The following is a 14111-nucleotide window of genomic DNA, read 5'->3' as shown; positions in this document are numbered from 1 at the left end:
CGCGGCCAAGCCTACAGGGACGTATTTACGGCGTACCCCGCAACCGGACCCACCCCGCCATCCCAGGGAATGCCCGCTGTTGCCGTTGCCGTTGCTCTGGCTTGAGGCTTCGGCGGGTGCAGGGCGCAGCCCTGCCGACACCCCCTACCGCACTGGCACGTCGTAGGCGGTACCGGCATCCGGCTCGGGCTGCAGCGTGTAATGCCACCACTCCTGCGCATAGTTGGTGAAACCACGTCGTGCCATCGCCTGCACCAGCTGCTGGCGGTTGGCGTTCTGTGCATCACTCAAACCCGGCGCCTGCGTATGCGCGCGTGGGCCGAAGAAATCGAAGTCGGTGCCCATGTCCATCGGCGTACAGCGCCCGCTGCGGCAATCCAGCAGGCCCAGATCCACGGTAGCACCGCGGCTGTGGCCGGAACGCTCGGCGATGTAGCCATCGCTCAGCAGCTGCGGCTTGTCCAGATCCGGATACTGCAGCGCCTTGCGCGACTGTTCCTGCGGATCGTTCACCCAGGCCATGAACGCCTGCACCGCGCGCACCGGGCGATAGCAGTCGTAGAGGCGCAGCGCGAAACCCTGCGCGCGCAGGTCGGCCTCCACATCGGCCAACGCCTTTGCCACCGGCGCCAGCAGATAGCATGCAGGCGTCTCATAACCGGGCACGGGCGCAGCGGTGAAGTTGTTGCCACCGGCATAGCGGATGTCCATCTCGATGCGCGGTGACAGCGTGCGGATCTCCACCAGCCCCGCCGCAACGGTGTCGGTGGCGGGCGAGATGCGTGGTGGCTCAGCGGCGTGGGCCGTCGGTGCCAGGGCAATCGCCAGTACGAGTGAAATGCAGGTCCTGGAAGTCATAGCTGAAGTCGATCTCCGGATCGATGGCGCGCAGCTCCAGCGTCGGCGTGTCTGCACCGGGATTCAGCCACGCCTGCGCCGAGGGTTCCAGCGTATCCCACTGCAACAGCCAGCGCCCTTCCAGCCGCTTCACTGTTGCCTGCAGCGTGGGCGACTTGTCCACGCTCAAGCGCAGGCCGTTGCCGGTGGGACACAGCGATGCCGCGCCCAGCCAGGGATCGCGGTAACGCCCCTGCCACTGCGACAGATCGGTGGCGGCGGCCGGTTGCGCAGCCCGGGTGGAGGGCGCACGACTCCCCGTGGCGGCGCGCACGGCCCGTTCGGCGGCCAGCTCAGCCAGGTAGTACCCCACATGTTGCGCGCCTTCCGGCGCGGTGAACTGTTTCAGCGCCGACTGCATCAGCGCGGTACGCGCGTCTTCGGCCTCGCCGTTGATCAGCATCACCACACCGACCTTGCGATCCGGCAGCAGCGCCAGCGAAGAATACATGCCCGACAGCGTACCGGTGTGCGCGACTTTCCAGTGCCCGTCCATGTCCGACACCCGCCAGCCCAGCCCATAACCGTAGAAACGGGCGTTGTCCCAGTCGCGTTGGCGTTCGCCCAACGGCATCGGCATGTGCAGTGTCCACAGCATGCGGCGTTGCTCGGCACCCAACCACGTCGGCGCCAGCGACGGGTCCAGCAGCACCTGCATCCAGCGCGTCATGTCGCGCAGCGAACAACGGATGCCACCAGCCGTCATCGACGTCAGGTCGGGGCTGAGCGTTCCATCCGCACCGACCACCACATTGCGGCCGTCGCGCCGCACATGCGGTTGGGCGACATTGCCGACCTGCTCCACCGACCATGCGCCCACCTGGCAGCGGGTCATGCCCAACGGTTCAAACACGCGCTCGCGCATCAGCTGGTCATACGGCTTGCCACCGGCGGCCGCGGCCACCTCGCCGGCAACGACGTACATCAGGTTGTCGTAGGCGTAACCGCTGCGGAAGCTGGTGACCGGCTTCAGGTGTGCCAGACCGGCGATGACATCGGCGCGGGTGAAGGTGTTGGGTTCGGGCCACAGCATCAGGTCGCCGGCACCCAGGCCGAGGCCGCTGTTGTGGATCAGCAGATCGCGTACCTGCAGGTGCTCGCCCACCCACGGGTCGTGCATGCGGAACGCCGGCAGATGGCGCTGCACCGGATCGTCCCAGCGCAGCTTGCCCTGCTCCACCAGCGTGGCCAGCAGCGCGGCGGTCATCGCCTTGCTGTTGGAGGCGATCTTGAACAGCGTGTCCTCGTCGATGCGGCCGCCGTCACCACGTACACCGTCGATATGGCGATAGACCACCTGGCCATCCTCGACCACTGCCATCGCCATCCCCGGCAGATGTTCGTGCTGGTCCACGAAGGCGATGTCGGCATCCAGGCGTGCCGTATCCACGGCCCCTGCAGGGGCGGTGGCGGCAAGCAGCACGGCTAAGGTCAGCAGGCGATACACGGCCGGTCTCCATCGGCAGCGCCGGGCAACACCCGGCACTGCGCATCCTCGTCGATCAGAAGTTCCAGGTCACCACCAGCTGGGTATAGCGCGGGGCCTGCCAACGGGTACCGGTGGCGAAGGTGTTCTCGCGGTACTGGCCAGGCTGCGCTTCGTAACGCTGATGCACGTTGATGGTCTTCTGGTTGTTGAAGATGTTGTATACCGACAGTCGGGCACTCAGGTCGATGCCCTCCACCGGCAGGCGCCAGGTCACGTTCGCGCCCATGGTCCAGGTCCACGGCAGGCGACCGAAGGCTCCACGCGGGCTGTATTCGAACTGGCGCTTGTCATACGGGCCGGAACAGTTGGCCACGCACAGCCAGCCGGTGCCACCACCACTGCCTTCACTGGACGTGCTGCCACCGGCGATCGAATCGTTCGGCCACATCACGCCATAGGCGGTGATCGGGCCGCCGGACTGCACCTGCAACGTGGTGCCGAACGACCACTGCTTGTTCAGTGCATACGCAGCACGCAGCTTGAACTGGTGACGGAAGTCGTTGAACAGCACGCCGTAACGTTCGTTGGTGGCCGGGTGATCCCAGAACTGGACCATGCCGGTGTCGCCGTAGTTGGTATCGGAGTTCACCGGCCCTTCGAAATTGCCCTCGCTCTTGGACCACAGGTAGGACGCGTTGAGCATCCACTTCTCGTCCCACGCGCGGTCGATCTGGAACTCAAGCGCCTTGTAGGTACGCTTCGGCTTGGAATAACCGATCACCTCGCCGCTGCCACCCTTGCGATAGCCGCTGTTGGCGGTATCGATGGTGATCCAGCCTTCGTTGGCGCAGCCGATGCTCTTGTCGCCCCAGATGGTCAGGCTCTCGCCCGGGTTTGCGATCGGCCACAACGTGCTCGGCGTCGGTCCGCAGGGGGTGTAATTGATGCGGATGTCATCCAGTGCGCGGGTCATGCGCCGGTAGGTGGCATTGACGCCCCACGACCAGGCCTGGTTGATCATGTTCTGGAAGCCGAGGATGTACTCGTCCTGGTAGACCGCCTTCAGATCCTTGTCCACGCTCTGCCGCAGGTCGGCACCACCGGTGTTCATGCGCGTGTCGGTCGGCCCGATCTGCTGGCCGATGACCGGCGCCATGTACGCCGAACCGGTGGGCGAGGTTTTCCGTTCCCAGCCCTCAAGCACGTAGTAGCTGTACTCGTCGGTCAGGCCGCCGGCGAAGTTGACGTTGATGTTGTTGGTCACCGGCAGGTAGTAACGGCCCGCGTTGCCGAACAGCTTGGTGCTGCCATCGCCCTTCATGTCCCACGAGAAGCCCACGCGCGGCGCGATCAGATCGTCCATCTTGATGAACGCCTTGCCGGCGGCGGTGCGATTTTCAAAGCGGTCCCAGCGCACGCCCAGGTTCAGCATCAGGTTGGGGGTGATGTTCCAGATGTCTTCCAGATAGAAGGCATTGGCTTCGGTCTCGAACTTGCCGCCGGATTGCCGGTTGCGCGCGCGCAGCATCTCGGTGACACCGGCCGGTACGTAGGCATTGGCACCGTCCCACACTTCATCCCCGGGACGCGCCACGTACGCGGTGTAGCTCAAGGCGGTCGGCCCGGGATAACGGGTGGTCTGGTCGGTGGTCATCAGCTCGCGGTCGACGCCGAAGCGCAGCAGGTGATCCCCCAGCTGCCATTCGAAGTCCAGGCGCGCCACGTCGCGCGTGTCATCACGTTCGGCCACAGCCGTGCCGGTCGGATGGCAGCCGGCGCGCAGGCCCTGCAGCTTGGACAGACGGGTGCCATAGGTGCTGTCGGTGAACACCGGGCTGCAGGCCTGGTCCAGCGACGAGTTGGTGAAGGCGCGCTGGTTGTTCTGGCCGACCATCGCGCGGGCGGTGAAGTTCTGTCCGAAGTGACCGGTGTAGGTGGCTGACCAGTTCTTGCCGCCAGTCTCGGTGATCGAATCACCGCCCCAGTCGCCAAGGCGGTTGTCATCCCAGTCGTAGGCATAGGACGCGTTGGTGACATCGCCCTCATCGGAGAACGCCAGCAGCGCCAGGCTGTGGTTGTCATTGATGTTCCAGTCCAGCTTGGTGCCCCAGAACCCATTGCCGGACTTGTTCTTGAACCAGGTGCTGCCATCGGACGAGGTGTTGTGGCCGCGGTCGTTGCGGTCCTCGTACATGGCGAACAGGAACAGCTTGTCCTTGATGATCGGCCCAGAGCCCCAGACGTTGGTTTTCAGGAACGAGTTGTTGTCGCGGCTGCCGTAGGAATGCGGCGTACCGTCGCGATGGAAGTGGTCGCCGCCGCTTGAGCGCCCCGCGCTGGGCTCGGCAGAGACTTCCACACCGCCCTTGAACTCGTTGCTGCCCGAGCGGGTGACCGCATTGATCACGCCGCCGGTGGAACGACCGAACTCGACCGAGTAGCCGCCGGTCTTGACCTGGAATTCATTGAAGAACGCGAACGGGGCCGTGCTGAAGCCGCGACGCGTGTACATGTCGGTGACGTTGAGGCCGTTGATGAAGACTGCGTTCTCGGCCACCGAGGAACCGGCGAAGGACAGGCCGCCGAACGACGAGTTGCCACCGACCACGCCCGGTGCCATCAACGCGACAGCGGACAGGTCCTGTGCCACCGGCAGCCGGGAAATCTCCTGCCGGTTGATGTTGAATGAGGTCTCGGTGGAATAGACGTCCACCCGGTTGATCACGCGGGTACCGACCACCTGCAGCGCATCGAGGTTGGTGACGCCGCCACCACTGGCCAGGTTGACGGTCGTGGTGCCACCGACAGCGACGCTGACCGCCACCTGTTCGCCCAGCGTCTGGCCATCGCGGCTGAGCTGCAGCCGGTAGTCACCCACCGGCAGCTGGCCGAGGCGGTAGCTGCCATCGGCACCGACGGTGACCGTCCGGGTCAGACCGGTGCCGGCATTGACGACGGTGATCTGATCGCCCGCGGTCGCGCGGCCGGCGACGGCGCCCGACACGTTCTGGGCCATGGCCGTGGTGGGCAGCATGATGCCCAAGCACGTCCCGAGGGCGACGCACAAGGCCGCCCGCTTGATGTTGTAAGCCTTCATCCCCTGCTCTCTCCTGCAAGAATTGAATGGTGGTGGGGTGGTGTGTCGCGCTAGCGTTGCCCGGCTGGCAGTACCCGCCACTGGAAGTCATAGCTCCATTGGTCGAAGTACAGGTTGCCGCCTGACCACTCGGCCTCGCCGCGCTGCGAGTCGACCGTTTCCGAGCGGTAGTGCTGTTTGGCCGGCACGAAGGCCTGGCCGAAATCGTCGTTGAAAGCGATGCGGTAGCCATCAAGGCCACCCAGGTAGAAGTCACGCAGCGCGGGCGCGTCGCTGGCCAGCGCACCGGTGGTCACATCCATCGGCAGCCAGCCATACGGCGCCAGGTAGACCTGGCCCCAGTCGTGCAGGTTGTTGTAGCCGCTGCCATCGTCGGAAAACACCATGCCCGACTGCCAGCGCGCGGGAATGCCGTTCATGCGCAGCAGGGCGATCAGCAGCAGGGTCTGCTGCCCGCAATCGGCGTGGCCGGCACGCAGCGCGTAGTCGCTGATGTTGCTGATCGTCGAATACTCGCGTGCACCAGCCCAGGGAATGCGATCAACCGCGGCGAACAGCCTGCGTACCACTTCATATGGGCGTGTCTCGCCCTGCAGCACCTGGTCGGAGAACAGCTTCAACGCCGGGGTGAAGCGCACGTGCGGCAGCTGCTCGGCCAGATAGGGCTTCAACGCGGGATCATCCGGCGTGGCCTGCACCTTGGTCGCGTCGATTGCCGTGTGGCGCGCGAAGATCGTCACCGCATAGCGGATTTCAAAGTGCGTCGGCTTGCCAGCGACGGCCTTGGCTTCCAGATAGGCGGTGCGCTGCTGGGTGCTGGCCGGGGCGATGCGCGCCTTGCCCGGCGAACTGGCAATCCACTGCACGCGCTCCTGCTGGCCGGGAATCTCGCGCGGGTACGGAATCCATGCACGTACGGTTTCGCCTGCCGGCACGGCATCCGCCTTGACCGTCAGCGATTGGGTGAATTCGATGCGCTGCGGCAGCGCCGATGCCGTGCCGCTCTGTTCGGCGGCAGCGACCACGCGCGCGTGATGCGCGTTGAGCACCTCGTTGGGGCCCGGCGCCGGCATCGGCGCATCCGCGCGACGGCGCGCACGCGCCTCGTCGCTGAGCAGGAACAGGTTCGACGGTGCGCGCTTGAAGTACCAGCGCGTTCCGTCGATATCGTAGTGTTCGATCAGGCCCAGCTGGTCCCAGCGCGCGAACTCCTCGTCGGTCAGGTTGGGAATCCAGCGACGCACGGCGGCCTTGGCTGCGGCTTCGTCGAGGCTGAAATCCAGCTTGATGCGGCGCATGCGCTCGTACTGAAATGCGCTTTCGGCAGCATCGCTTCCGGTCGCCAGCAGCGCATTGGCATCGCTGAAGCGACCGCTGTCTACCAGATCGATCAACCGCGTTTCCTGCTCACGATCGACGGCACTGCGCTGATCCGCGGCCGGTGCCGCCCACGCCCACAGCAGCAGCGCGGCGCATAGTCCGGCAGCGACAGGCAGAGACGGTTTGCGAACGGCAGGATCCACAGCGACACTTCCCAAGCGCGGGTGGTAACGGCTGTGTAACACGGGCCGGGGGACCGGTCAATAATTTATTCTTGCTTTCGCCGCCAAAAGGAATAAATATTCCAAAAGGCATTCGAGGAGGGTGTGCAGCGCATGATCCTGGCTTCCCGCGAACCGCGTCGGCACTGGCCGCGCAGGTTGACCCTGGCGCTGGCCCTGGGCCTGCTGGCGGTACCGGCCTTTACCCAGGCAGCCACGCCTGCACCCGACCCCGGCGCGCCGCTGCCGTACGTGATCGGCCTGCACGAGGCCTATCTCACCCCGGACTACTGGGCCGTACGGCTGGACAACGCCGACGCACCGATCCTGGACCGCGCGCAGATCAATGCGCAGAACGCGCGGATGCGCGCCGAGGACAGCCACATCCAGGACATCGCCACGCTGCCTGCACAGCTCGGCGCCACGCAGGTGCGCGACAGCATCGGCGCGCTTTCGAGCTGGCCCAAGCGGGCGCTGTATGACGAGAAGGGACAGGCCATTGCCCCCGGCCTGCGGGCTGCAATCGAAGCCAACCTCGGCCTCGACGCGGTTCCTGCGCAGGTCGCACCGTCGTACGGGCTGGTGGTGAAGCGCGCCGCGCTGCGCACCTTCCCCACCCGTCAGCGTGTTTTCAGCACCGTCGGCGACACCGATATCGACCGTTTCCAGGAATCGGCGCTGTTCCCTGGTGACAAGGTCGCCGTGGTCCACCGCAGTGCCGATGACCGCTGGCTGTTCGTGCACAGCGAGCGCTACAGCGCCTGGATCGAAGCCGATGCCGTGGCCAGTGGTGACAAGGCCACGGTGCTCGGGTACGGCGCGAAGGGCCCGTACCGCATCGTCACCGGTGCCACCGCGCACACCGCCTACACACCGGAAGAGCCGCGTGTATCGCGCCTGCAGCTGGACATGGGCATGCGCCTGCCGGTGCTGGCCGACTGGCCCGCCGCCGAACCGGTGAACGGGCAACAGGCACACGCTTCGTGGGTGGTGCAGCTGCCGGTGCGCGAGGCCGACGGCCGCCTGCGCCTGGTGCCGGCACTGCTGCCGCGCTCGCAGGACACCGCCGCCGAGTACCTGCCGCTGACCCCGCGCCTGCTGCTGCAGCAATCGTTCAAGTTCCTCGGCGAGCGCTACGGCTGGGGCCACGACTACGACACCCGCGACTGCAGTGGGTTCGTATCAGAGATCTACCGCAGCTTCGGCGTACTGTTGCCGCGCAATACCAGCGCACAGGCGATCAGCCCGGCGCTGGACCGCCTGCCGTTCACCAGCAAGGACAGCAAGGCCGTGCGCGACCGCGCCGTCACCGATCTGCAGGTGGGCGATCTGGTCTACATCCCCGGCCACGTGATGATGGCCATCGGCCACGTCGACGGTCGCACCTGGGTGATCCACGATACTGCGGGCGGCAGCTGGTTCGGCGCCGACGGCAAGCGTGTGCAGGCCCATCTCAATGGCGTATCGGTCACGCCGCTGGAGCCGATGATGGCCAGCGACAGCGTCCGCTACATCGACCGCATCACCAACATCCAACGCCTGCGTGCCAAGAATCCCTGAATGAAGATCACTGCCATCGAACTGGGCATGCTGCGCGTGCCGCTGAAAACACCGTTCAAGACCGCGTTGCGTACCGTGGAGACCGTGGAAGACGTGGTGGTGCTGATCCGCACCGACACTGGCCACACCGGCTACGGCGAGGCGCCGGCCACCGCGGTCATCACCGGTGACACGCACGGCTCGATCATCGAAGCGATCCGCCACTTCATCGCCCCGCGCCTGATCGGCCAGGAGGTGGTCAACCTCAACCGCCTGTGCACGCTGGTGCAGACCGCGATGGAACGCAACACCAGCGCCAAGGCAGCGGTGGAGATCGCGCTCTACGATCTGTGGGCGCAGCTGCATGGCGCGCCGCTGTACCAGATGCTGGGTGGCGGCGACCCGGTGATCACCACCGACATCACCATCAGCGTGGACTACATCGACAAGATGGTGGCCGATTCACTGTCGGCGATCGAACGCGGCTTCGAGTCGCTGAAGATCAAGGTCGGCAAGGACATCGGCGTGGACATCGAGCGGGTCAAGGCGATCCATGCCGCCGTGGAGGGCCGTGCACTGCTGCGCCTGGACGCCAACCAGGGCTGGACTGCCAAGCAGGCCGTGCATGCGATGCGCACGCTGGAAGAGGCCGGCGTGGTGCTGGAGCTGCTGGAGCAACCGGTCAAGGCCGCCGACATCAGTGGCCTGAAGTACGTGACCGACCGGGTCAACACCCCGGTAATGGCCGACGAAAGCGTGTTCAGCCCGAGCCAGGTAATGGACCTGATCCAGCAACGCGCCGCCGACATCATCAACATCAAGCTGATGAAGACCGGTGGCCTGTCCAACGCGATCCGCATTGCCGACATCGCCGGCATCTACGGCGTGCCGTGCATGATCGGCTGCATGATCGAGTCGAGCATCAGCGTCGCCGCGGCAGTGCATCTGGCGGTAGCCAAGAGCGATGTGATCACCAAGGTCGATCTGGATGGCCCGTCGCTGGGGCAGTTCGATCCGGTCAGCGGCGGCGTGCGCTTCAACGAGTCGGAGATCAGCATCAGCGATGTGCCGGGGCTGGGTATCACCGAAGTGCGGGGGCTGGAGATGCTGGGTTGATTTCTGCCTTGCGGCTGGCTTGGCGTACAACTGACTTTGGGTCGGGCGTTACTTTTCTTTTCGCGAAAAGAAAAGTAACCAAAAGAAACGCTCCGCCGGCCGCGAGCCGGTGCTGTGCACCGTTTCCCTGCGCTCCTCGGCCCGTCGAGGGACGGCGCGGGAACTCGCTGCGCTCAGACACCCGCGCCTCATCGCCCTCGCCGGACCTGCGGTGCTCGGCTCGCTTGAAGGCGGACTCAACAGCAGCTCCGGGTAGATCCACGCCATGCGTGGATGCATTTGATTCTGCTCTTGCTTTTGCCCCACCCCGTATCCCTTTCGCGGCTGGCACGCGCGCGATCTGTCCTGGGTCGGGCGGGTGGGGTTTGCAGGGGGGTCCCCGCCATGGGCCCGAGGCATGCCTCGGGCGGGTTGGGCAGGACGCCCAACCCCGGTCTTGCCGTTTGCGCAGGACAGCGCAAACGAGCAAGCGCGGACAAGCCTCCATGGACGGATTCACGGCGTCCCCTGCAAACCCCACCCGCCCGACCCACTCCATGACACGCTCTACGCGACCAACCGCAACGCGCCCACACATGCCCGGACACCCCGCATGCCGCCCCTGCTGAAAATCCGCACCGAGCGCGGGCAGATGTCGGCCATCGAACGCCGCATCGCCGACTTCATCCTCGACAACGCCCACCTGCTGCGCGATTACTCTTCGCAGCAGCTGGCCAGTGCCCTGGGCATCAGCCAGTCCAGCGTGGTCAAGTTCAGCCAGAAGCTCGGCTTCAAGGGCTACCCGGACCTGAAGTACTCCATCGGCGAGGACGTCGCCCGTGCCGGTGCCGATCCGCAGCAGGCGCCGGCCGCTCCGGACATCAGCGATGACTACCTGCGCCTGGGTGACGCCCTGCACCGCAGCAAGGCGCAGGCCGAGGAAGAAACCCGCCTGGCCAACCCGCGCGAGGAAATCGAACGCATCGTGCAGCTGCTCGACGGCGCGCCGAAGCTGTTCGTCCACGGCCTCGGTGACGACGGCCTGTACGCACGCGAATTCGCCATGCGGCTGTCGCTGCTCGGCCTGCTGGTGGTGCCGCATACCGATCCGATCCTGATGCTGGCCAACCTGTCGGCGGCGCGTCCGGGTGATGTGCTGTTGATGTTCTCCGAGTTCGGCAACCTGCCACAGCTGTCACAGCTCTCGCGCCAGTTCCAGGACATGGGCGGCAAGGTGGTGTCGATCACCCGCCACACCGCCAACCCGCTGCGCGCGCATGCCGATGCGGCGCTGGTGGTGTGCGCGCACGACCGCGCGCCGCAGGTGGCGCAGCTGCTGTACCGTAGCGCCATGCACGCCCTGCTCGATTTCCTGTTCGTGCTGCTCTGCCACGCCAATCCGGATCGCCAGCAGCAGCTGGCGGTGAACCTGGAACGGATCGATCACCTGCTGGATTCCTGACCGGAGCGCCCGATGAACCTGCTGCTGGCCCGCCTTGCATCCGCCGCGCTGCTGCTCGCGGCTGCCGTCACTGTCCATGCTGCCCCGCTGGATGAGGCACGCCAATTGATCGTCGTCACCAGCGACAGCTGGGACAGCACGCAGGGACAGCTGCAGGCCTTCGTGCGCGACGGCAAGCAATGGCGCAAGCACGGCCAGTCGTTCCCGGTTGCGCTGGGTCGCACCGGTAGTGCCTGGGGCCTGGGCCTGCATCCTGCCCAAGCCGACGGTCCGCAGAAACAGGAAGGGGACGGTCGCAGTCCGGCCGGCGTGTTCGCGCTGGGCAGCGCGTTCGGTTATGCCGTCACCCGGCCCAGCACGGCGATGACCTACCAGCCGATGAGCAGCACCAGCTACTGCATGGACGTACCGGCATCGCCGTTCTACAACCGCATCGTCGATGCAAAGAAGGTTGGCAGTGCCGCCATCACCGGCTCCACCGAACCGATGCGGCTGGACCTGCACAACAAGGGCGACGTGCGTTACCAGGAAGGCTTCGTGATCGCGCACAACCCGGATAACCAGCCCGGCAAGGGTAGCTGCATCTTTGCCCATCTGTGGCGCCAGCCCGGCGAGGCCACCGCTGGCTGTACCGCGATGCCACAGGCGCGCATGCAGGCATTGCTGGACTGGCTGCGCCCGCAGGACACGCCACGTTTCGTGCTGCTGCCACGCGCCGAATACCAGCGCCTGCAGGCACAGTGGAAACTGCCTGCGCTTGAAGGAGCCGCACGTTGAGCGCCGCCGACGAACCCCAATTGCAACGCGCCGTCAGCCGCTGGCAGATTGTTGGCCTCTCGATCAACGACGTGGTCGGCAGTGGCATCTACCTGCTGCCTGCGGCTACGGTCGCCCTGCTCGGCCCCTTCAGCCTGTGGGGCGTGGTCGCTGCCGGCATCGTCGTCGCCCTGCTGGTGCTGTGCTACGCGCAGGCAGCCAGCTATTTCGATGAACCCGGTGGCAGCTACCTGTACGCGCGCGAAGCCTTCGGCCGCTTTGCCGGCTTCGAGATCGGCTGGATGATCTGGCTGACCCGCATCAGCTCCGCTGCAGCGCTCAGCAATGCGTTGGCCGACGCCGTGGCGCGGTTCTGGCCATGGGCAGGCGCCGGCATGGGCCGCATAGCGATCATCGTGGTCTCGCTCGGTTTCCTGACCGGGGTGAACATCATCGGCGTGCGGTCGGCCGCCCGTACCGGCATCGTGCTGGTGATCGGCAAGATGCTGCCGCTGCTGTTGTTCGTGGCCATCGGCGCGTTCTACATCGACCCGCAGCTCGCCTTCTCCGGCCAGCGCCCGGACCCGCACGACCTGCAGCGCATGGGCGAGGCAGCGCTGTTGCTGCTGTATGCTTATGCCGGGTTCGAGAACATCCCGGCCGCGGCCGGCGAATACCGCAACCCACGCCGCGACATCCCGTTTGCGCTGATCACCATGATCGTCACCGTCACCGTGATCTACGCGGCAGTGCAGATCGTGGCGCAAGGCACGCTGCCGGGCCTGGCCGCGTCGGCCACGCCGCTGGCCGATGCCGCTTCCAGCTTCGGTGGTGAGGCGCTGGCGCTGATCCTCACCGTGGGCGCGACCATCTCCATCCTCGGCACCAACAGCAACACGATGATGATGGGCCCGCGCTTCCTGTTCGCGCTGGCCCGCGATGGCTACGGCCCGAAGGTGCTGGCGCAGGTGCACCCACGCTTCCGTACCCCGGCCGCAGCGATCTTCTGCCAGGGCCTGATCGCCCTCGGCCTGGCACTGTCCGGCTCGTTCGTGCAGCTGGCGCTGCTGTCGATGACCACGCGCCTGTTCGCCTACATTGGTACTGCAGCAGCGGTGTTGGTACTGGCCAAGCGCTATGCGGACCGCCCCGGCGCGCTGAAGCTGCCCGGTGGCCCGTTGATTCCGGTGCTGGCCCTGCTGCTGTGCGTGGCCCTGTTCGCCAGTGCCAGTTGGCAGAACATCGCCGCGGCGCTGGTCGCCTTCGCGGTTGGCGCGGTCATCTACAAGCTGCCGCGCAAGGACGCCAGCGCCGATTGACCTGCCGATCACGCTGCCGGCCCGACGCGTTAACCGGGCGACAGGCAGGATCAGGCTTCGTCCACCACGGAGCCTCCTGCCCATGAGCACTGATTACCAGATCCCCGGCCGCGTGCCGGAAGACGGAACCCCACGCCAGGCGGTTTCGGACTACTGGCGTGATCGCTATACCAGCGAGCCGTACTACGACAACCAGCTGTTCTTCGACGATTACGAGCCGGCGTACCAGATCGGCCACACGGCGCGCGCGCAGGACATGATCCGCGCATACGAAGAGATCGAAGGCGAGCTGGAATCGCGATGGGCGAAGGAGCGCGGCAAGAGCCGGCTGGAATGGGCGCAGGCGCGCAGCGCCGTGCGTCGCGGCTGGGAAGAAGCAGTGAACCTGGACCCGCACCGGAACAGCCGCGGATAACCATGCCCTGTAGAGCCGAGCCCATGCTCGGCTGTGTATCCAGAGTCGAGCCCGCTCGGCTGCCGATACACAGCAGCCGAGCATGGGCTCGGCTCTACCTCCGCCCGTCAGTCCTGTTCCGGCAGCGGCGGAATCGACGAGGCGCGCTTGGGCTCAGCGGCATTCGCGGCAATCAGGTCGCGGGTGTTCTTCTGCACCGCCACCGCGCCAAACAGCGACAGCGCGAAGGCCATGCCATAGAAACCCTTTTCGCTCAGCACCAGGGTGGCGTTCCACAGACCGACCAGCAGCAGCAACAGCGCCGACAGCAGCGCGAACCAGCACAGTGCGTAGTACAGGCCGCTCACCGGAATGCTCTCGACGCGGTCGCGCACACTCTTCTGCAGTGATACCGCCGCGAACAGGCCGAACAGCAGCAGGGTCAGGTAATAGCCCTTTTCGTTCAGCGGCATTTCGGCATTGAACAAGCCTACCAGGTAGGCCACCGCCCCCAGCAGCAGGGCCACCCACGAGGCGGCGATGAAGGCGGGCGAAGGTCGATGGATAAGGGGTGCGTTCATT

11 protein-coding genes are annotated in these 14111 nt (G+C 65.9%); 6 read left to right on the top strand and 5 right to left on the bottom strand.

Annotated elements, in window-relative coordinates; all coding sequences use genetic code 11:
* Positions 1-144 precede the first annotated feature (144 nt).
* From HFK18_RS20535 to HFK18_RS20520, 4 genes are read right to left on the bottom strand one after another with little or no spacing between them, the layout of a single operon-like run.
* Positions 145-858, bottom strand: coding sequence for a M15 family metallopeptidase (locus HFK18_RS20535; protein ID WP_180167657.1), 714 nt, complete (start codon positions 856-858; stop codon positions 145-147).
* Positions 791-2344 carry a serine hydrolase gene (locus HFK18_RS20530; protein ID WP_180167656.1) on the bottom strand — a complete coding sequence of 518 codons (1554 nt, stop codon included), beginning with the start codon at positions 2342-2344 and terminating at the stop codon, positions 791-793. Before HFK18_RS20530 ends, HFK18_RS20535 begins: the two co-directional genes overlap by 68 nt.
* Before the next feature lie 55 nt (positions 2345-2399).
* Complete coding sequence (locus tag HFK18_RS20525) at positions 2400-5423, bottom strand: TonB-dependent receptor (RefSeq protein ID WP_180167655.1); 3024 nt, start codon at positions 5421-5423, stop codon at positions 2400-2402.
* Positions 5424-5473: 50 nt separating this feature from the next.
* Positions 5474-6946, bottom strand: coding sequence for a transglutaminase domain-containing protein (locus HFK18_RS20520; protein ID WP_180167654.1), 1473 nt, complete (start codon positions 6944-6946; stop codon positions 5474-5476).
* A 132-nt stretch (positions 6947-7078) separates the two neighbouring features.
* Here HFK18_RS20520 and HFK18_RS20515 point away from each other — a divergent pair, with 132 nt between their 5' ends.
* The 6 genes from HFK18_RS20515 to HFK18_RS20490 all read left to right on the top strand — a co-directional run bounded on the left by HFK18_RS20515 (position 7079) and on the right by HFK18_RS20490 (position 13550).
* Positions 7079-8524 carry an SH3 domain-containing protein gene (locus tag HFK18_RS20515; RefSeq protein ID WP_180167653.1) on the top strand — a complete coding sequence of 482 codons (1446 nt, stop codon included), beginning with the start codon at positions 7079-7081 and terminating at the stop codon, positions 8522-8524.
* The gene (locus tag HFK18_RS20510; RefSeq protein ID WP_089238266.1) at positions 8525-9619 is read left to right on the top strand and encodes a dipeptide epimerase; all 1095 of its coding nucleotides are present in this window, start codon (positions 8525-8527) and stop codon (positions 9617-9619) included.
* A 592-nt stretch (positions 9620-10211) separates the two neighbouring features.
* The gene (locus tag HFK18_RS20505) at positions 10212-11060 is read left to right on the top strand and encodes a MurR/RpiR family transcriptional regulator (RefSeq protein ID WP_180167652.1); all 849 of its coding nucleotides are present in this window, start codon (positions 10212-10214) and stop codon (positions 11058-11060) included.
* 12 nt (positions 11061-11072) lie between these two features.
* Complete coding sequence (locus HFK18_RS20500; protein ID WP_180167651.1) at positions 11073-11837, top strand: L,D-transpeptidase family protein; 765 nt, start codon at positions 11073-11075, stop codon at positions 11835-11837.
* Positions 11834-13135: an amino acid permease gene (locus HFK18_RS20495; protein ID WP_180167650.1), complete on the top strand. Its 1302-nt coding sequence runs from the start codon at positions 11834-11836 to the stop codon at positions 13133-13135. Before HFK18_RS20500 ends, HFK18_RS20495 begins: the two co-directional genes overlap by 4 nt.
* 82 nt (positions 13136-13217) lie before the next feature.
* Positions 13218-13550, top strand: a complete 333-nt coding sequence (locus HFK18_RS20490) for a hypothetical protein (RefSeq protein ID WP_180167649.1) — start codon at positions 13218-13220, stop codon at positions 13548-13550.
* Positions 13551-13657: 107 nt separating this feature from the next.
* Here HFK18_RS20490 and yiaA read toward each other — a convergent pair whose 3' ends face one another.
* On the bottom strand, positions 13658-14110 hold the full coding sequence (yiaA, locus tag HFK18_RS20485) for an inner membrane protein YiaA (RefSeq protein WP_099821353.1): 453 nt from the start codon (positions 14108-14110) through the stop codon (positions 13658-13660).
* Between the last annotated feature and the right edge of the window lies 1 nt (position 14111).

It is taken from the genome of Stenotrophomonas sp. SbOxS2 (genome assembly GCF_013416715.1).
In the GTDB taxonomy this organism is placed as follows: domain Bacteria; phylum Pseudomonadota; class Gammaproteobacteria; order Xanthomonadales; family Xanthomonadaceae; genus Stenotrophomonas; species Stenotrophomonas lactitubi.
Note: the sequence above shows the minus strand (reverse complement) of the source record. Positions and strands in the feature narration are given on the sequence as shown.

Coding starts and splice junctions, on each gene's coding strand:
- HFK18_RS20510 (WP_089238266.1), top strand. CDS start 8,525: ATGAAGATCACTGCCATCGAACTGGGCATGCTGCGCGTGCCGCTGAAA.
- HFK18_RS20490 (WP_180167649.1), top strand. CDS start 13,218: ATGAGCACTGATTACCAGATCCCCGGCCGCGTGCCGGAAGACGGAACC.
- HFK18_RS20525 (WP_180167655.1), bottom strand. CDS start 5,423: ATGAAGGCTTACAACATCAAGCGGGCGGCCTTGTGCGTCGCCCTCGGG.
- yiaA (WP_099821353.1), bottom strand. CDS start 14,110: ATGAACGCACCCCTTATCCATCGACCTTCGCCCGCCTTCATCGCCGCC.
- HFK18_RS20500 (WP_180167651.1), top strand. CDS start 11,073: ATGAACCTGCTGCTGGCCCGCCTTGCATCCGCCGCGCTGCTGCTCGCG.
- HFK18_RS20515 (WP_180167653.1), top strand. CDS start 7,079: ATGATCCTGGCTTCCCGCGAACCGCGTCGGCACTGGCCGCGCAGGTTG.
- HFK18_RS20505 (WP_180167652.1), top strand. CDS start 10,212: ATGCCGCCCCTGCTGAAAATCCGCACCGAGCGCGGGCAGATGTCGGCC.
- HFK18_RS20535 (WP_180167657.1), bottom strand. CDS start 858: ATGACTTCCAGGACCTGCATTTCACTCGTACTGGCGATTGCCCTGGCA.